The 16,985-nt window shown below is 68.5% G+C and carries 17 protein-coding genes; 13 read left to right on the top strand and 4 right to left on the bottom strand.

What is annotated here, in order from left to right; all coding sequences use genetic code 11:
* Positions 1 to 50: 50 nt before the first annotated feature.
* Together AB6A65_RS13095 and ilvA are read left to right on the top strand one after the other, a co-directional pair.
* Positions 51 to 1,370, top strand: coding sequence for a sodium-dependent transporter (locus tag AB6A65_RS13095; RefSeq protein WP_371038835.1), 1,320 nt, complete (start codon positions 51 to 53; stop codon positions 1,368 to 1,370).
* Positions 1,371 to 1,393: 23 nt separating this feature from the next.
* Positions 1,394 to 2,623: a threonine ammonia-lyase IlvA gene (gene ilvA, locus AB6A65_RS13090; RefSeq protein ID WP_371038834.1), complete on the top strand. Its 1,230-nt coding sequence runs from the start codon at positions 1,394 to 1,396 to the stop codon at positions 2,621 to 2,623.
* Positions 2,624 to 2,629: 6 nt separating this feature from the next.
* Here ilvA and AB6A65_RS13085 read toward each other — a convergent pair whose 3' ends face one another.
* Entirely contained in the window at positions 2,630 to 2,968 is a 339-nt protein-coding gene (locus AB6A65_RS13085) for an Hpt domain-containing protein (RefSeq protein ID WP_371038833.1), read from the bottom strand.
* A 155-nt stretch (positions 2,969 to 3,123) separates the two neighbouring features.
* On the opposite strand from AB6A65_RS13085, the gene AB6A65_RS13080 reads away from it, so the two are divergent.
* Positions 3,124 to 4,395, top strand: coding sequence for a PP2C family protein-serine/threonine phosphatase (locus AB6A65_RS13080; RefSeq protein WP_371038832.1), 1,272 nt, complete (start codon positions 3,124 to 3,126; stop codon positions 4,393 to 4,395).
* Here the strand turns inward: AB6A65_RS13080 and AB6A65_RS13075 are convergent.
* Positions 4,392 to 4,829: an NUDIX domain-containing protein gene (locus AB6A65_RS13075; RefSeq protein WP_371038831.1), complete on the bottom strand. Its 438-nt coding sequence runs from the start codon at positions 4,827 to 4,829 to the stop codon at positions 4,392 to 4,394. The genes AB6A65_RS13080 and AB6A65_RS13075 overlap by 4 nt on opposite strands.
* A gap of 83 nt (positions 4,830 to 4,912) precedes the next feature.
* Here AB6A65_RS13075 and AB6A65_RS13070 point away from each other — a divergent pair, with 83 nt between their 5' ends.
* The 8 genes from AB6A65_RS13070 to AB6A65_RS13035 all read left to right on the top strand — a co-directional run bounded on the left by AB6A65_RS13070 (position 4,913) and on the right by AB6A65_RS13035 (position 14,093).
* A complete protein-coding gene (locus tag AB6A65_RS13070) occupies positions 4,913 to 5,911 on the top strand; it encodes an Hsp33 family molecular chaperone HslO (RefSeq protein WP_371038830.1) in 999 nt (332 codons plus the stop codon).
* On the top strand, positions 5,895 to 6,488 hold the full coding sequence (locus tag AB6A65_RS13065; RefSeq protein WP_371038829.1) for a CoA pyrophosphatase: 594 nt from the start codon (positions 5,895 to 5,897) through the stop codon (positions 6,486 to 6,488). The genes AB6A65_RS13070 and AB6A65_RS13065 overlap by 17 nt, the downstream gene beginning before the upstream one ends.
* Positions 6,485 to 7,645: a CCA tRNA nucleotidyltransferase gene (locus AB6A65_RS13060; protein WP_371038828.1), complete on the top strand. Its 1,161-nt coding sequence runs from the start codon at positions 6,485 to 6,487 to the stop codon at positions 7,643 to 7,645. Before AB6A65_RS13065 ends, AB6A65_RS13060 begins: the two co-directional genes overlap by 4 nt.
* 72 nt (positions 7,646 to 7,717) lie before the next feature.
* The gene (locus AB6A65_RS13055) at positions 7,718 to 9,556 is read left to right on the top strand and encodes an ABC transporter ATP-binding protein (RefSeq protein ID WP_371038827.1); all 1,839 of its coding nucleotides are present in this window, start codon (positions 7,718 to 7,720) and stop codon (positions 9,554 to 9,556) included.
* Positions 9,553 to 11,388: an ABC transporter ATP-binding protein gene (locus tag AB6A65_RS13050; RefSeq protein ID WP_371038826.1), complete on the top strand. Its 1,836-nt coding sequence runs from the start codon at positions 9,553 to 9,555 to the stop codon at positions 11,386 to 11,388. The genes AB6A65_RS13055 and AB6A65_RS13050 overlap by 4 nt, the downstream gene beginning before the upstream one ends.
* A 39-nt stretch (positions 11,389 to 11,427) precedes the next feature.
* Positions 11,428 to 12,660 carry a class I SAM-dependent RNA methyltransferase gene (locus AB6A65_RS13045; protein WP_371038825.1) on the top strand — a complete coding sequence of 411 codons (1,233 nt, stop codon included), beginning with the start codon at positions 11,428 to 11,430 and terminating at the stop codon, positions 12,658 to 12,660.
* A gap of 27 nt (positions 12,661 to 12,687) precedes the next feature.
* Positions 12,688 to 13,449, top strand: coding sequence for an ion transporter (locus tag AB6A65_RS13040; RefSeq protein WP_371038915.1), 762 nt, complete (start codon positions 12,688 to 12,690; stop codon positions 13,447 to 13,449).
* Positions 13,450 to 13,538: 89 nt separating this feature from the next.
* A complete protein-coding gene (locus tag AB6A65_RS13035; protein WP_371038824.1) occupies positions 13,539 to 14,093 on the top strand; it encodes a murein L,D-transpeptidase family protein in 555 nt (184 codons plus the stop codon).
* Positions 14,094 to 14,099: 6 nt separating this feature from the next.
* On the opposite strand, the gene AB6A65_RS13030 is transcribed toward AB6A65_RS13035, so the two are convergent.
* Positions 14,100 to 14,645 carry a CAP domain-containing protein gene (locus tag AB6A65_RS13030; RefSeq protein ID WP_371038823.1) on the bottom strand — a complete coding sequence of 182 codons (546 nt, stop codon included), beginning with the start codon at positions 14,643 to 14,645 and terminating at the stop codon, positions 14,100 to 14,102.
* 170 nt (positions 14,646 to 14,815) lie between these two features.
* On the opposite strand from AB6A65_RS13030, the gene AB6A65_RS13025 reads away from it, so the two are divergent.
* Both AB6A65_RS13025 and AB6A65_RS13020 read left to right on the top strand, forming a co-directional pair.
* Positions 14,816 to 15,421: a L,D-transpeptidase gene (locus AB6A65_RS13025; protein ID WP_371038822.1), complete on the top strand. Its 606-nt coding sequence runs from the start codon at positions 14,816 to 14,818 to the stop codon at positions 15,419 to 15,421.
* A 147-nt stretch (positions 15,422 to 15,568) separates the two neighbouring features.
* Entirely contained in the window at positions 15,569 to 15,754 is a 186-nt protein-coding gene (locus AB6A65_RS13020) for a hypothetical protein (RefSeq protein ID WP_371038821.1), read from the top strand.
* A gap of 112 nt (positions 15,755 to 15,866) precedes the next feature.
* Here AB6A65_RS13020 and hemH read toward each other — a convergent pair whose 3' ends face one another.
* Positions 15,867 to 16,931, bottom strand: a complete 1,065-nt coding sequence (hemH, locus tag AB6A65_RS13015; protein ID WP_371038820.1) for a ferrochelatase — start codon at positions 16,929 to 16,931, stop codon at positions 15,867 to 15,869.
* Between the last annotated feature and the right edge of the window lie 54 nt (positions 16,932 to 16,985).

The following is a 16,985-nucleotide window of genomic DNA, read 5'->3' as shown; positions in this document are numbered from 1 at the left end:
AGGGTTTGACCGATAACCGGCAGCCAGGCGCGAACGGGGAGGACATTCAGGTGGATCCGCCCGCCAAGCACCTGCGCCCGGAGGTGCGCGCGCAGTGGTCGTCCGAACCCGCCTTCGTCTTCTCCATGGCCGCCGCGGCGGTGGGTCTGGGCAATCTCTGGCGCTTTCCCTACATGGTGGGCGAGAACGGCGGCGGCGCCTTCATCCTCGCCTATCTGGTGGTGCTCTTCGGGCTCGCGGTGCCGATCATGATGCTGGAGGTCGCGGCGGGCCGTCTGCAGCACGGCAGTGTGGTGACCACCTTCGCCGGCCTGACGCGGCTCGGGCGGCCCTATGGCTGGTTCGTGGTCGCGCTGACCGTGGTCGTGTCCAGCTACTACCTCGTCATCACGGGATGGACGATGGGCTATGCCGTCAACGCGCTTCGGCAGGAGATCACGCTTTTCCGTGATTTCACCGCCGGTTACGGCTCCGTCTGGTATTTTCTCGCCGTCACCGCGCTGTGCGGCCTGGTGCTCTTGCGCGGCGTCCGCGCCATCGAGGCGTTGTCGAAGCTGCTGATGCCGGTGCTGGCGCTCATGATCGCCGGCCTCGTGGGCTTCGCCGCCACCACCGAGGGCTGGGGCCCGGCGGCGGATTTCCTTCTGCGGTGGGAGCCGGCCGCCTTGGCGCGGCCCGAGCTCTGGGCTTTCGCGGCGGGCCAGGCCTTCTACACGCTCGCCATCGGGCAGGGTTATCTCGTGACCTATGGCAGCTACATCCCGCGCCAGACCCATGTCCCGCGGGCCGCGCTGCTCGTGACGGCGACCGAGACGGGGGTCGCGCTGCTGGCGGGCTGGATGATCTTTCCCTTCGTCTTCAGCGAGGGGCGGGCGCCCGATACCGGCAGCGAGCTCGCCTTCACGACGCTGCCGCGGGCCTTCGACGGTCTGGCCGGGGGCGTCTACCTGGCGATGGCGTTCTTCCTGCTGTTCTTTTTCGCGGCGTTCTCGTCCTGCCTTGCCGGTCTGAAGGTCATCGTCGCCGCGCTGGCCGAGGAACTGAGCCTGCGCAACAGTCATGCGGTGGCGCTGACCGTGGCGGCGATGATCGTGCTGGGCCTTCCCTCGGCGCTGAGCTATTCGCCGCTCGCGCTGACGCTCTGGGGAATGCCGGTGCTCGATTTCCTCGACAGGTTCGGGGGCACGAACGTCGTCCTCGCCTCGGGCGTGATCGGGACCACGCTGCTGTGCTGGATGCTGCCGGCGCCGCGAATCGTCTACGCGCTGGGCGCCAAGACCGGCTGGTGGGCCTTGCGCATCCTGTTCGCCGGGCGCAGCCTGCCGTTTCTGGCGGTGGCGCTCTGGCTCTGGTATCTGCGCGCCGGGTAGCAACCGGGCGAGGGAGGCGAGCCATGTCCGATTTCCGCGAAGCGGCCAGCGCCGCCGAGCGCGCCATGCGCGACGTCTTCGAGCCGACGCCGCTGACGCTGAACGCGCACCTGTCCGAGCGCTTCGGCGCCGAGATCTGGCTGAAACGCGAGGACCTCAGCCCCGTGCGGTCCTACAAGCTGCGCGGCGCGTTCAACGCCATGCGCAAGCGGCTGGGGCAGGGACGTCTCTTCGCCTGCGCCAGCGCGGGCAACCACGCGCAGGGCGTGGCCTACATGTGCCGCCATTTCGGGGCGCGCGGCGTGATCTTCATGCCCGTGACGACGCCGCAGCAGAAAATCCAGAAGACCCGCATGTTCGGGGGCGAGGCGGTCGAGATCCGGCTGGTGGGCGATTACGTCGACGACACGCTGTCGGCCGCCAAGCGCTACTGCGCCGAGACGGGCGCACAGTTCCTGTCGCCTTTCGACGACGAGGACGTGATCGAGGGCCAGGCCAGCGTCGCGGTCGAGATCGAGGCGCAACTCGGCGCCGCGCCGGACCGGATCGTGCTGGCTGTGGGCGGCGGCGGGCTGTCCGCCGGAGTGCGCAGCTGGTTCGGCCCCGCCGTCCCGATGAGTTTCGTGGAACCCCGTGGCGCGCGCTCGCTTTTCGCGGCGCTCAAGGCGGGTGAACCGGTGAAGCTCGACCGGGTGGACACCTTCGTGGACGGCGCGGCGGTGGCGATGGTGGGCGAGCGGACCTTCGCGCGCCTGTCGGACGTGGATCCGGCGGACGTTCTGTCCGCGCCGGAGGACCGGATCTGTGCCACCATTCTGGAGATGCTGAACGTCGAAGGGATCGTGCTGGAACCCGCGGGCGCGCTTTCGGTGGACGTGCTGCCCGCCCTGGCTGAGGTGATCCGGGGGCGGCGGGTGGTCTGCGTGACGTCGGGCGGCAACTTCGACTTCGAGCGCCTGCCCGAGGTCAAGGAACGCGCGCAGCGCTATTCGGGCATCAAGAAATACTTCATCCTTCGCCTGCCGCAGCGTCCCGGCGCGCTGAAGGAGTTCCTCGGCTATCTCGGGCCGGAGGACGACATCGCGCGCTTCGAGTATCTCAAGAAGTCGGCGCGGAACTTCGGCTCCGTGCTGATCGGGATCGAAACGACCGACGCGGCGAATTTCCCCGCGCTTTTCGGCAAGCTCGATGCCGCCGGTCTGGCCTACCAGGACATCACCGATGACGAGATCCTGGCGCAGTTCCTGATCTGACGGGGCTCAGGCCGCGAGCCTGTCGCCGACCTCCGCGCCGAACGTGGCGCGGGCGGCATCGTAGCAGGCCAGGATGCGATCGACCGGCACGGCCTCTCCGCGAGCGGCCATGCGCTCGCCCGCCTCGCAAAGCCGCGCCATCTCCGCGAAGCCCAGGTTGCGCGCGCTGCCCTTGAGGAAATGAAGCTGCATCCGGATCTCGCCGGCGGGTGCGGCGGAAAGGGCCGCGACGGCGGCGCCGGTCTCCTCGAAGAAGACCGCGACCACCTCGTCGAAATCCTCCGGCCCGACCTCCTCCCGAAGCTCGGCCACCCGCGTCCAGTCGATGATGGGCGTCTGGCTCATGCTGCGTTCCCCGTTCTGCACCCCCCTCGGCGAACCGTGCCACCGCGGCGTTAAGCGACGGTTATCGCCCGCAGGGGACACCGCGCGGATTCACGGGTTCTTAGCATATCTCGGAGACGGGGCCGGAACACGCGGGAACCGGGGCGGCAAGAACGATGCAGGTATCGGCCGATAGCGCCGTTGCGGTCGACGCGCCGGGCGGCGCGATCCGGGACGTGCTCATCGTCGACGACAGCCGTTTTCAGCGGCGGATCCTCCGCGCGTTGCTCTCACGCTGGGGATTTCGCGTTCGCGAGGCCGGCAGCGGCATGGAGGCGCTGGCGCTCTGCGAGACGCAGCCGCCCGATCTCGTGCTCAGCGACTGGATGATGCCGGGCATGTCGGGGCTGGCCTTTTGCCGGGCGTTCCACGCGCTGCTCGGCAACGGGTCGAACTATTTCATCCTTCTCCCGTCGAAGCGCGAAAAATGCGAGGTGGCGGAGGGGCTCGACGCGGGCGCGGACGACTTCCTGACGAAGCCGGTCGATCCGGAGGAATTGCGCGCGCGTATCAGCGCGGGCGACCGGATGATCGCCATGCAGCGGGAGCTGGAGGAAAAGAACCGTCTCATCTCGGAGACGCTCTCCGCGCTTCGGTCCGCCCACGACGCCATCGAAGAGGATCTGCGCCAGGCGCGGCGCATCCAGCAGGCGCTCGTGCCGGCACGGGACCAGCGCTTTGGACGGGCGTCCGTGAGCGTGCTTCTCAGGCCATGCGGCCATGTGGGGGGCGACCTCGTCGGCGCATTCACCCCCGGCCAGGGGCTTTTGGGCCTTTACGCGATCGACGTGTCGGGCCACGGCATAACCTCCGCCCTGATGACCGCGCGCGTGGCGGGCTACCTCAGCGCGAATTTTCCCGACCAGAACCTTGCCATGGAACGGGGTCCCGGTTCCTCCTTCGTCCTGCGCCCGCCGGAGGAGGTCGCGTCGGCCCTGAACGACCGTCTTCTCGCCGAGGCCGGTATCGAACAGTATTTCACGATGCTTTACGCCACGGTCGACACGCGGGACGGGGCGGTCAGGCTCGTGCAGGCCGGGCACCCGCATCCGCTGATCCTGCGCGCGTCCGGCACCTGCGAGATGCTGGGCGCGGGCGGTCTGCCCGTGGGTCTCGTCGGCGAGGCCCGTTTCGAGCGGGTGGAGGCGCGGCTCGGCCGCGAGGACCGCCTGCTGGTCTGCTCCGACGGCGTGACGGAATGCCGGCTGGCGGGCGGGGGCATGCTCGGCGACGACGGTCTGATCGCCCTCGCGACCGAGGTGGCGGGTTCGGGCGCGCGAGGGTCCGCGTTTCTCGACGCGCTTTACGAGCGGCTCTTGCGGGCCATGCCCGACGGCGTGGACGTGGCCGACGACGTGTCGGCGGTGCTGCTCGAGCTTGACGGCTAGCGCAGAAAGCGGGCGGCGAAGCGGCGGTCGCCCGCATTCCCGAGCTTTCGCCACGCCTCGTTCCGCCGAAGCCAGACCGCCGTATGGCCGGGCTCGGGCGGTGCGCCCAGTGCGCGCACCGGGCGGGCGACGTAGATCGTGCAGAGCTTTTCGGCCCAGAGGTCGTATTCCGGCATGTAGGCGAAGCGGCGAAATGCGCCCAGGCGGCGCGGCGTGGAGATGATCCAGCCCGTCTCTTCCCACACCTCGCGGTGCAGCGCGACGAGAGGCGATTCGCCCGGGTCGATCCCGCCACCGGGCAGCTGAAGCTCGGGCTCGGGCCAGTCCTGACGGGTGACCAGAACCTGGCCCTTTTTCGGCAGCAGGGCATAAACCCCCGGACGCAGGACGTGGCGGCGATCGCGCGCGGGAGGAGAGCCATAGCGAGGGATCATGGCCGGGTTTCGTCCTATTGGCGCATTTCTTGCCATGCCTATATCGTGGCGGTATGCGAAACTCCACGCCGCAAGGATACTGAATGACCCTAGGTAGCAAGATCGCCTGGGACGACACCGTGTTGCCGTTCCAGCTCGACAAATCCGACACGCGGGGCCGCGTGGCCCGGCTCGACGGGGTGCTCGAGGGTGTCCTGAAGCAGCACGACTACCCGCCCCAGGTCGAGGCGCTGGTCGCCGAAATGGCCTTGCTGACGGCGCTGATCGGGCAGTCGATCAAGCTGCGCTGGAAGCTGTCGCTCCAGGTGCAGTCCAAGGGGGCCGTGCGGATGATCGCGACGGATTTCTACGCGCCCTCGGAAGAAGGCGAACCGGCGATGATCCGCGCCTACGCGAAGTTCGACCGCGAGCGGCTGACCGACGGCGACGCGTTCGACCAGCTGGGCGACGGCTACTTCGCCATTCTCATCGACCAGGGCGAGGGCATGGCGCCCTACCAGGGAATCACGCCGATTTCCGGGAACTCCCTGCGCGCCTGCGCGGAAACCTACTTTGCCCAGTCCGAACAGCTTCCAACGCGCTTCGCGCTGAGCTTCGGCCGGTCGACCGAGCCCGGCATGGCGGAGCGTTGGCGTGCGGGCGGCATCATGCTTCAGCACATGCCCCGGGTCTCCGCCACCGCGGGCAGCGAGGGCGGCTCGGGCGAGGGCGGGCTTCTCGAGGCGCGGGACATCGTGCACGGCGAGGACGAGGAGAACTGGAACCGCGTGAACCTTCTTCTCGACACGGTGGAGGACATGGAGCTGATCGGCCCGGCACTGCCGCCCACGGACCTCCTGGTGCGCCTGTTCCATGAGGAGACGCCGCGCGTCTTCGAGACGCAGCCGGTGCGCTTCGGCTGCACCTGTTCGGAGGATCGCGTGCGCCGCGCCCTCTCGATCTACTCGGCGCGCGATATCGAGAAGATGACCACAGAGGAAGGCACGGTGACCGCCGACTGCCAGTTCTGCGGCGCGCATTATGTCCTCGATCCGGCCACCGTGGGTTTCGAGGCCGAGACGGGCGATGACACGTCCGATTGATGCCGACGCCCTGCGGGCCGCGCTCTCGCGCCCGGGCGATCCGAGCTCGGATTTCGATCTGAACCCGGGCTACCGGCCCGCCGGGGGCAGCAAGCTTCGCCCGGCGGGCGTGCTCGTGGCCATCGGCGGCGCGGGCGAAGTCTGGCTGACGAAGCGGTCCTCGGCGCTCAAGCATCACCCGGGTCAGATCGCCTTTCCCGGCGGCAAGCAGGACGAGGGCGACGCCGATCCGGTGAGCGCCGCGCTGCGCGAGGCGGAAGAGGAGATCGGCCTGCCGCGCGACGGGCTCGAGGTGCTCGGCACGATGCCATGCCACGAAACGGTGACGGGGTTCACGGTGACCCCGGTGCTCGCACAGGTCCGCCGGGCCTTCTCTCCCGTGGCCGAGCCCGGCGAGGTGGAAGAGGTGTTCGCCGTGCCGCTGTCGCACCTCGCGGATCCTGGCAACTATACCATGCAGGCCAGGCGCTGGCGGGGACAGTGGCGGAACTATCTCACCGTGCCGTGGGGGCCCTATTACATCTGGGGCGCCACCGCCCGCATTCTTCGCAATCTTTCGGATCGGCTCACCCCATGAGCGCGCGGATCGAGGGCGACTGGATCGCGCGGCCGGGCACGCAGGCCGTCTGCGCCATGCTCACCCGGGGCGGGCACCGGGCGCTCTTCGTGGGGGGCTGCGTGCGCAACGCGCTTCTGGGCGCGCCGGTCACCGACATCGACGTGACGACCGAGGCGCACCCGGAACGGGTGATCGAACTCGCCGCCGCGGCGGGCCTCAAGGCCGTGCCGACGGGGATCGACCATGGCACCGTCACCGTGGTGTCGGAGGGCGAGGGCTACGAGATCACCACCTTCCGCCGCGATGTCGAGACCTTCGGGCGCCACGCCGTGGTGGCCTATTCCGACGACATCCGCGAGGACGCGGCGCGCCGCGACTTCACGATGAACGCGCTTTACGCGCTGCCGGACGGCACGGTGGTGGATCCGCTCGGCACGGGGCTGACCGACCTCGAGGCGCGCCACTTGCGCTTCGTGGGCGATGCGGAAACGCGGATCCGCGAGGATTACCTGCGCATCCTGCGCTTTTTTCGCTTCACGGCGTGGTACGGCGATCCCGAGGCGGGCTTCGACCCGGCCGCGCTGTCGGCCATCGCGGAAACCCGGGGGGGTCTCGACGAACTGTCGCGCGAGCGGGTCGGCGCGGAGCTGAAGAAGCTTCTAGCGGCGCCGGACCCCGCGCCTGCTGTCGCCGTGATGGAGCGGGTGGGCGTGCTGATCCGGCTGCCGCCCGGCGCCACGGCGCGCGACCTCGCGCCGCTCGTCGCGCCCGAGGCGGCCGCGGGGGTCGCGCCCGATCCGATCCGGCGCCTCGCCTGCCTTGGCGCGGGCGAGGAGGAGGGGCGCGCGCTTCGGCTCTCCAGGGCCGAGATGCGCCGCCTCGGCCGTCTTCGGTCGCTCGTTGGAAACGGGCAGGGACCCGGCGAGATCGGCTATCGCCACGGCGAGGACGCGGCGCGGGACGCGCTGCTTCTGAGGGGGGCCGCGCGGGGCGAGCTTCCCGGCGACGAGGATTTCGCGGCCGCCGCCCATGGCGCGGCGCAGACCTTTCCGGTCAAGGCGCGCGATCTCATGCCCGACCACGAGGGACAGGCCCTCGGCGAGCGGCTGGCCGAGTTGGAGCGGCGCTGGATCGCTTCGGGCTTCAAGCTGCCGCGAGAGGCGTTGCTCGACTGAACCCGGCCCCCGGTGGCCTTTCCGGGACAGATCGCCGACACTCCGTCCCGATTCCGCACAAGAGGCCCCCCGGTGTTCCGACGCTTCGAAAACCTGGTCGATCCCTACGTGGCCTATCCGCCGACGGACCTGCCGCCGCAGACGCTTTACGCGTTCCTCAAGGACTACGCCCAGCCCTTCCGCCGCGTGTTCCAGTGGGCCGCGCTTCTGTCCGTCGCCGTCGCGGCGGTGGAGGTGGGGCTGATCTGGGCGATGGGCTGGATCGTCGACATCCTCGCGGGCGATCCCGCGCAGGTCTGGGCGGATCACGGCTGGCAGCTGATCGGGCTGGCGGCCTTCATCCTCCTGCTGCGCCCGGCGATCCAGGCGCTCGACGTGCTGGTGCTCAACAACGCGATCATGCCGAATTTCGGCACGCTCATCCGGTGGCGCGCGCACGCGCAGGTGCTACGCCAGTCGGTGGGCTGGTTCGAGAACGATTTCGCCGGGCGCATCGCCAACCGCGTAGTGCAGACGCCGCCCGCCGCGGGCGAGGCGATCTTTCAGGTGTTCGACGCGATCACCTTCGCGCTGGCCTACCTGCTGGGGGCGGCGGTGCTGCTTGCCGGGTCCGACCCGCGTCTCATGCTGCCGCTTCTCGCGTGGTTCGCGCTCTACGGCTGGCTCATGGCCTGGACGATCCGGCGCGTGGGCCCGGCAAGCCAGGCCGCGGCGGACGCGCGCAGCGCGGTGACGGGGCGCATCGTGGACAGCTACACCAACATCCACTCCGTGAAGATGTTCGCCCATCACGACCGCGAACTCGACTACGCGAAGGAGGCGATCGAGCGAACGCGCCAGACCTTCGCCGCCGAGATGCGGCTTTACACCATCATGGACATCGCGCTCGTGCTGCTGAACGGGTTCCTGATCGTGTGCGTGGTGGGCTGGGCCGTCGTGCTGTGGATGCAGGGGGCGGCCACGGTGGGCGCGGTGGCGGCGGCGACGGCGCTCACGCTGCGGCTCAACGCCATGACCGGCTGGATCATGTGGGCGCTGACCACGCTCTTCCGCCAGCTCGGCGTGGTGAAGGAGGGGATGGAGACCATCGCGCAGCCGGTGACGCTGGCGGATGCGCCGGACGCCCGGGCGCTCGCCGTCACCAAGGGGCGGATCGAGATCGAGCGCCTCACGCATCATTATGGGCGGGGGCATGGCGGGCTCGACGGGGTGAGCCTGACGATCCGGCCGGGCGAGAAGATCGGCCTCATCGGGCGCTCGGGTGCCGGCAAGTCCACCCTCGTGAAACTGCTCTTGCGGTTCTACGACATCGAGGAGGGGCGCATCCTGATCGACGGGCAGGATATCGCGCAGGTCACGCAGGAAAGCCTGCGCCGGCAGATCGGCATGGTGCAGCAGGACAGCGCGCTGCTGCACCGCTCGGTGAGGGAGAACATCCTTTACGGTCGGCCGGAAGCGACCGAGGCGGAGATGATCGCCGCGGCGAAACAGGCCGAGGCACATGACTTCATCCTCGATCTTCGGGACGCGGAGGGGCGGCGCGGCTATGACGCCCGGGTGGGCGAACGCGGCGTGAAGCTTTCGGGCGGGCAGCGCCAGCGCATCGCGCTCGCCCGGGTGATCCTGAAGGACGCGCCGATCCTGGTGCTCGACGAGGCGACGAGCGCACTCGATTCCGAAGTGGAGGCGGCGATCCAGTCCACGCTTTACGGCATGATGGAGGGCAAGACGGTGATCGCCATCGCCCATCGCCTGTCCACGATCGCGCACATGGACCGGATTCTCGTGCTGGACGGCGGCCGCATGGTCGAGGACGGGCCGCACGACATGCTTCTGCGCAAAGGCGGGCTATATGCCGGATTCTGGGAGCGGCAATCGGGCGGCTTCCTCGATCCGGAGGCCGCAGAATGAAGACCGACCGGCTGATCGACGCGTTCCGCCCCGCCGAGGGGCCGCCGCCGCGCACGCTCGCCGCCTTCTTCGGCTGGTGCTTCTCGGGCGCCTGGCCCGCGCTCATCCTCGCCACGCTCTTCTCGGCGCTCGCCGGCGCGATGGAGGCCGGCACGGCCTTCGTGCTGGGCGCGGTGATCGACCACGCGCAGGCCAGCGGGCCCGAGGGCGTCTTCGCACCCGAAAGCATGGTGCTGATCGCCGGCGCGCTGGTCTTCTTCCTCGTGGCGCGTCCGCTCTTCTTCGGCCTCTCCGCGGCGTCGAACTCGATCCTCGTGCAGCCCAATGTCATGCCTCTCGTGCTGTCGCGGCTGCATCGCTGGGGGCTGGGCCAGTCGGTCACCTTCTTCGATAACGATTTCGCGGGCCGGCTCGCGCAGAAGCAGATGCAGACGGCACGGGCCGTCACGGACGTGGCGTCCGAGGTCATCAACGTGGTGGCCTTCGCGCTGGCCTCCCTGCTCGGCTCGGTGATCCTGCTCGGCTCCATCGACATCCGGATGGCGGGCGTCTTCCTGCTGTGGCTCGCGGGCTACTTCGCGCTCATCCGCTTCTTCCTGCCCCGGGTGCGGCGCCGCTCGGCGGCGCGGGCCGCGGCGCGGGCGCATATCTCCGGGCAGGTGGTGGACACCATCACCAACATCAAGACGGTGAAGCTTTTCGCCCATGACGATCACGAGGACCGCGCGGCGCTGAACGCGATGCAGCATTTCCGCGAAAAGGCGCTGGGCTTCGGCAAGCTTTCCGCCGCATTCCGCTTCGCGCTGATGACACTGGCGGGGCTTCTGCCGGTGCTGATGGTGGGCATGGCGCTCCTGAGCTGGCAGACGGGGGCAGCCACCGCAGGCGACATCGCCGCCGCCGGCACCGTATCTATCCGCATCGCGCAGATGACCGGCTGGGTGAGCTTCACGCTGATGGCCATCTACTCGAACGTGGGCGAGGTGGAGGACGGCATCCGCACCCTGACACCGCCCGACCGGCTGGAGGACGCGCCGGACGCCGTGCCGCTTGTCGTGGGCGAGGGGCGGATCACATTCGCCGACGTGAGTTTCGCCTACGGCCGCCGTACCGGCGGCATCGAGCATGTGTCCTTCGAAGTGAAGCCGGGCGAGAAACTTGGCATCGTCGGCGCCTCGGGCGCGGGGAAATCCACGCTGGTGGCGCTGCTTCTGCGGCTCTACGACCCGGAATCGGGCCGCATCCTGATCGACGGGCAGGACCTGCGCGACGTCACCCAGGAGAGCCTGCGCCGGCAGATCGCGATGGTCACGCAGGAGACGGCCATGTTCAACCGCTCCGCCCGCGACAACATCCGCTACGGCCGGCCCGACGCCACCGAGGCCGAGATCGTGGCGGCGGCGGAACGCGCCGAGGCGCACGGGTTCATCCAGGGCCTCCGCGACCACATGGGCCGCGAGGGCTACGAGGCGCATCTGGGCGAGCGGGGCGTGAAGCTTTCGGGCGGCCAGCGCCAGCGGATCGCACTCGCCCGGGCGATCCTTAAGGACGCCCCGATCCTCGTGCTGGACGAGGCGACCTCGGCGCTCGATTCGGAAGTGGAAGCCTCGATCCAGACGGCGCTCGAGCGGGTGATGGAGGGCAAGACCGTGCTCGCCATCGCGCACCGCCTGTCCACCCTTTCCAGCATGGACCGGATCGTGGTGCTGCACGAGGGCCGGATCGCCGAGCAGGGCCACCACGAGGAGCTTCTGGCGCGCCGCGGGCTCTACGCCCGCTACTGGGAGCGCCAATCGGGCGGGTTCATCTCCACGCAGGAAGCCGCGGAATAGGATTTGAAGCGCCGTCCGGCGGCCGCTATCCCCGCGCCCATGCGTCAGGTCAGGATCGAACGTCTCGGGCGGCTGGGCGACGGGCTCGGGGACGGGCTCGTGGTGCCGGGGGCGCTGCCCGGCGAGCTGGTCGAGGGCGAGGAGGCGGACGGCGCGCTCGGGGAGGTCCGCATTCTCGAGCCCTCCGCCGACCGCGTGGCGCCGCCCTGCCCGCATGCACGACGCTGCGGCGGCTGCCGGCTGCAGCATGCCAGCGACGCGCTCGTGGCCGGCTGGAAGGCGGATCTCGTCCGGGCCGCCCTCGCCCGGCACGGGCTGGCCCCCGGGATCGCTTCGGTGGAAACCTCGCCCGCCGCGTCGCGCCGCCGCGCGGCCCTCTCGGCCCGGCGGACGAAAAAGGGCGCGCTCGCCGGGTTTCACGTGAAGGGATCGGACGAGATCGTGCCCGTGCCGGGCTGCCGCGTCCTCCATCCCGATCTCCTGGCCGCCCTGCCGCTCGCGGAGGCGCTCGCCCGGCTCGGCGCGTCGCGGAAGGGCGAGCTCACCGTGGCGGTCACGCGCACGGAGGCGGGGCTCGACGTCGCCGCGTCCGGAGGGAAGGCGGCGGACGGGCCGATGCGCGCGGCGCTCGCCGACATCGTGCATGCGCATGATCTGGCCCGGCTCTCCTGGGAGGGCGAGGTGATCGCCATGGCGCGCCCGCCCGTCCTGCAGATGGGCCGCGCGCGGGTCGTGCCGCCGCCCGGCGCCTTCCTGCAGGCGACCGCGGACGGCGAGGCGGCGCTTCTCGCCGCGGTGCGCGCGGGTCTCGGCCCGGCGCGGCGGGCGGCCGATCTTTTCGCGGGCTGCGGCACCTTCGCGCGGCCGCTCGCCGAGGGGGCGGAGGTCCACGCGGTCGAGGCCGACGCGGCGATGCTTGCGGCGCGCGACGCCGGCTGGCGGGGGGCCCCGGGGCTGAAGCGCGTGACGACCGAGCCGCGCGACCTGTTCCGCGATCCGCTTCTCGCGCCCGAGCTGGGGGAATTCGACGGCGTGGTGATCGATCCGCCGCGGGCGGGTGCCGCCGCGCAGATGGCCGAGCTCGCCGCCGCGCGGGTTGCGCGCGTCGCCCACCTGTCGTGCACCCCGGCCACCTTCGCGCGCGACGCGGCCACGCTCGTCGCGGCGGGCTACCGCATGGGCCCGGTGAGGGTCGTGGACCAGTTCCGCTGGTCCTCGCATGTGGAGCTTGTGGCCGGATTCGAGGCGCCCCATATCGGGCGCGGCGGATAGGAGGGGCGGAGGGCGTTTCGGCAAAGGCTGGCGGACTGGCTCGCGCAACCCTGGGTTTCGAACACGGTGATCGGGGTCATCGTGCTCAACGCCGTCGTCCTGGGCCTAGAGACCTCGGACACGGCGATGGCGGCGGCGGGGTCCTGGCTCATCGCCGTCGACAGGCTGTGCCTTGCGGTCTTCACGGTCGAGATCGGGCTGAAGCTTGTCGCCCATGGCGGGCGCTTCTTCCGCAGCGGCTGGAACGTGTTCGACTTCACGATCGTCGGCATCGCGCTCGTGCCCGCCGGCGAGGGCCTGTCGGTGCTGCGGGCGCTGCGGATCCTGCGGGTGCTGCGCGTGATTTCCGTTGCGCCCCGCCTGCGCCGCGTGGTTGAGGGCTTCGTGCGCGCGATCCCCGGCATGGGCAGCGTGTTCCTGCTGATGGCGCTCGTCTTCTACATCGGCTCGGTGATGGCGACGAAGCTCTTCGGCGACGCCTTCCCGCAGTGGTTCGGCACGCTGGGCGACTCGGCCTATTCGCTGTTCCAGATCATGACGCTCGAAAGCTGGTCCATGGGCATCGTGCGCCCAGTGATGGATGTCTATCCCCAGGCCTGGGCGTTCTTCGTGCCCTTCATCCTGGTGACGACCTTCGCGGTGGTGAACCTGCTAGTCGGCCTGATCGTGAACTCGATGCAGGACGCGCACCACGAGGAGGAGGGCCTGCGCACCGACGCCTACCGCGACGAGGTGCTCGACCGGCTGCGCCGCATAGAGGAGCGGCTTTCCGACGACGATCGGCAGTGAAAACGAAGACGCGGTGAGAAAATCGCTACGCCGCGGGCCCTGTTCGGGTTTATACGCGTGCCAACGACAACCCGGATCCGGGGACAGTGATGGCAGGCTTTCTTCGCGTCTTTCTCATGCTGGCGCTGGCGCTCGGGCTTTCGGGCTGCGCCGGCAAGTTCCGAACCTATGACGGGCCGGAAGTGACCCGCATCCTCGTCTTCAAGGAGGAGCGGCGGATGTATCTCATGCATCACGACACGGTGCTGCGGGATTTCGACATCGGGCTCGGATTCGAGCCTGTGGGCCACAAGCAGCGCAGGGGCGACGGCCGCACGCCCGAGGGCGATTACTTCATCGACCGGCGCAACCCCAACAGCCAGTTCCACCTCTCCATCGGGATCTCCTATCCCGAGCCGCACGAGAAGATGGCCGCGTCGGAGGCGGGCGTCGATCCGGGCGGCGATATCTTCATTCACGGGCGGCCGCTGGAATACCGGGACGGCACCCGGGACTGGACGGCGGGATGCATCGCCGTGACCGACCGGGAGATGGAGGATATCTACGCGATGGTGAAGAACGGCACCCGGATCAGCATCTATCCGCGCAAGCCCGTGCCGGTGACGATGTCCGCCATGTCCGGACCGGTTGCCGCCCCGCGGTAAGCTGCCTCAGCTTTGCGGAAACTCTCCGGCGCTCCCGCCGCCCATCACGAGGGTCCACCAGATCTTGCCGCTCGGTTCCTGGAACCAGGCGAAGCCCATTTCGCGGGCCCGCGGATCGAGGATGATTTCGCGGGTGTCGGGTTGCTCCATCCAGGCGGCGAGGGTCTGAAGCTCGGTCTCGTACGTCTCCGAGATCGTTTCGCCCAGGAACCGGCCTTCGTATCCGACGCGCCGCACCCGGTCGAGCGGCGACGATCCGTCGGACCCGAAATGCCACGGGCGGTTCTGTACCGACATGTCGCGCGCATGGGTCGCCGCGGCCGCGTTCAGCCTTTCGTCGAAGTCGACCTCGGCGACACCGGCCGCCGCGCGCAGCGCGTTCACCGAATCGAGCATCTCGAACTTGACCCGGGACACCTCGGCATTGCCGATCCGGTAGACTTGCGGCAATGGCTGACCATCCGGGCCAAGCCGGGGCTCGGCGGTGGGAACCGGCGCACATGCGGCGAGCGCCATGAGCAACGCGATGAGCGGGGCGGTGATCCGCGCCATGAAACCTGCCTTCGTCAGCTGTCGGTCTTCATTCGTCTAGCGCGGGAGGATCGGGGATTCAAAGCCGGTTCGGCCGCGATCGGCGCGAACACGCCCGTTTGAATTGCGACTGCGGCAATTCCGACATATGTTACCTGTCGTCGTCGTGAAGCCGATCATCGGAGTTCAACATGGTAAATTCTTTCAAGCCCGGCTTCGATCGCCGCGCCTTTCTGGCCGGTGGCGCCGCGTTCCTCGGCGCCGGGCCGGCGCTCGCACAGGATGTGAACAGCGCTGGCACGATCGAGATGGAAGGCGACATTTCCCAAGGCGTGCGTCGCAATATCTCGAGCTTCCGTTCACTCGACTGGCGGCCCTACTTCTCCGACCTCAAGAACGGCGCGATCCTCGTGGACATCACGTCGCGGGCCCTGCACTACTGGTCCGAGGATGCAAGCGTGTACCGTCTTTATCCGACATCGGTGCCGCTGAGCGAGGATCTCACGCGGCGTGGCCGTACCCGCGTGACGTTCAAGGATCCCGAGCCTGACTGGCGGCCGACGCCGTCCATGAAGCAGCGGAACCCGGATTGGCCGGATTACGTTCCGCCCGGCCCCGACAACCCGCTCGGCACCCGGGCGCTGCACCTGTCCTGGACCTATTACCGCATCCACGGCACCCATGACACGCGCAAGATCGGGCGTCGATCGTCCAACGGGTGCATCGGACTCTACAACCAGCACATCGAAGAGCTTTACGAATTTTCCAAGGTCGGCACGCAGGTGTTGCTAATTTGACCACATGAAAATCGGCGGTTTCGCCCGCGCTTCGGTAAGGTTTGCAATACCGGCCCAGAATTGCTTAGACGAAGCCACAAGGTCATGCTTGGTGCCTGCCGTGCTCTTGCCGTCGCCGGGCCGTCAGGTTGATATCTGGAGGATAGAATGAAGAAACTTGCTCTCGCTGCTGCCATCACTGCCGCTGCTTCCACCGCCTTCGCCGGCGGCATGGACGAGCCCGTGATGGAAGAAGTCGTCATCGTCGAAGAAACGCAACAGCCCACAGGCGCTGGCGTGGTCATCCCGCTGATCCTGCTGGCGATCGTGGCTGCTGCCGCCGCCTCGAACTGATCTCGCGGCATATCATTGAAAGAAAAGGCGGCGCCGTGGCGCCGCCTTTTCATTTTGCATGACCCGATGCCGAAATCCCGCGACGGAATAACCACGGCGCGGGACCGCGGGGTCAGTCCATCCATCCCTTCAGGTTCTCCTCGATCACCGCCGAAAGTGCGTCGATATGCGCCGGATCGTCGTTGAGGCAGGGGATATAGGTGAACTCCTTTCCCCCAGCCTCTTCGAAACTCTCGTGGATCTCCTCGTTGATCTCTTCCAGCGTTTCGATGCAATCGGCGGAAAACGCAGGTGCGATCACGGCGATCCTTTTCTTGCCTTCTTCGGAGGCGAGGCGCGCCACCTCCTCAACCGTGTAGGGCCGTAGCCACTCCTCCGGCCCGAAGACCGACTGGAAGGTGGTGGTGATCTCGCTGTCCTCCCAGCCGAGCCGCTCCTTCAGAAGGCGCGTCGTCTTCTGGCACTGGCAGTGATAGGGATCGCCCTCCATCAGGTAGCGCTGCGGCATTCCGTGGTAGGAACACACGAGGATGTCGGGGCGCTTCTCGAGGTCGCCGTAGGCGCGTTCGACGGATTGAGCCAACGCCTCGATGTAGAGCGGATGCTGGAAGTAGGGCTCCACCGTCCGCGAGGTCGGCTGCCATTTCTGCTTCATCAGGGCGCGGAAGAACTGGTCGTTCGCGGTGGCCGACGTGGCGCCCGCGTAATGCGGGTAGAGCGGGAAGAACAGGATGCGTGTGCAGCCGGCCTTGACCATCGCGTCCACCTTGGACTGGGTCGACGGGTTGCCGTAACGCATGCAGAAATCGACCATCACCTGATCGCCGTAGCGGTCCTTCATCTGCTTGGCGAGCGCGGCGGTCTGGTCCTTTGTGATAGTCATCAGCGGGCTTTCGCCCTTTTCCTCGTTCCAGATCGACTTGTAGGCCTCGCCGCTCGAGAAGGGACGTTTCGTCAGGATGATGAGCTGCAAGAGCGGCTGCCATTTCCAGGGCGCGTAATCGATCACCCGCCGGTCGGACAGGAACTCGTTCAGGTAACGCCGCATCGACCAGTAGTCGTAATTGTCGGGCGTCCCGAGATTCGCGATCAGCACGCCGACGCGTTGCGGGGGCAGCTTCGGGTGGTCCGCGGGCGCGTGAACGGGTCTGGTCTCGGCTTTGGCGGCATCCAGCATCGGCGTGTCCCTTGCTCTGCGGTTATCGGGGGGAGATATGGAGAAATCCTGCCG

Origin of the sequence: Rhodosalinus sp. FB01 (assembly GCF_041365715.1) — a bacterium.
Lineage (GTDB): Bacteria > Pseudomonadota > Alphaproteobacteria > Rhodobacterales > Rhodobacteraceae > Rhodosalinus.
This window is presented reverse-complemented; position numbering and strand designations above follow the sequence as displayed.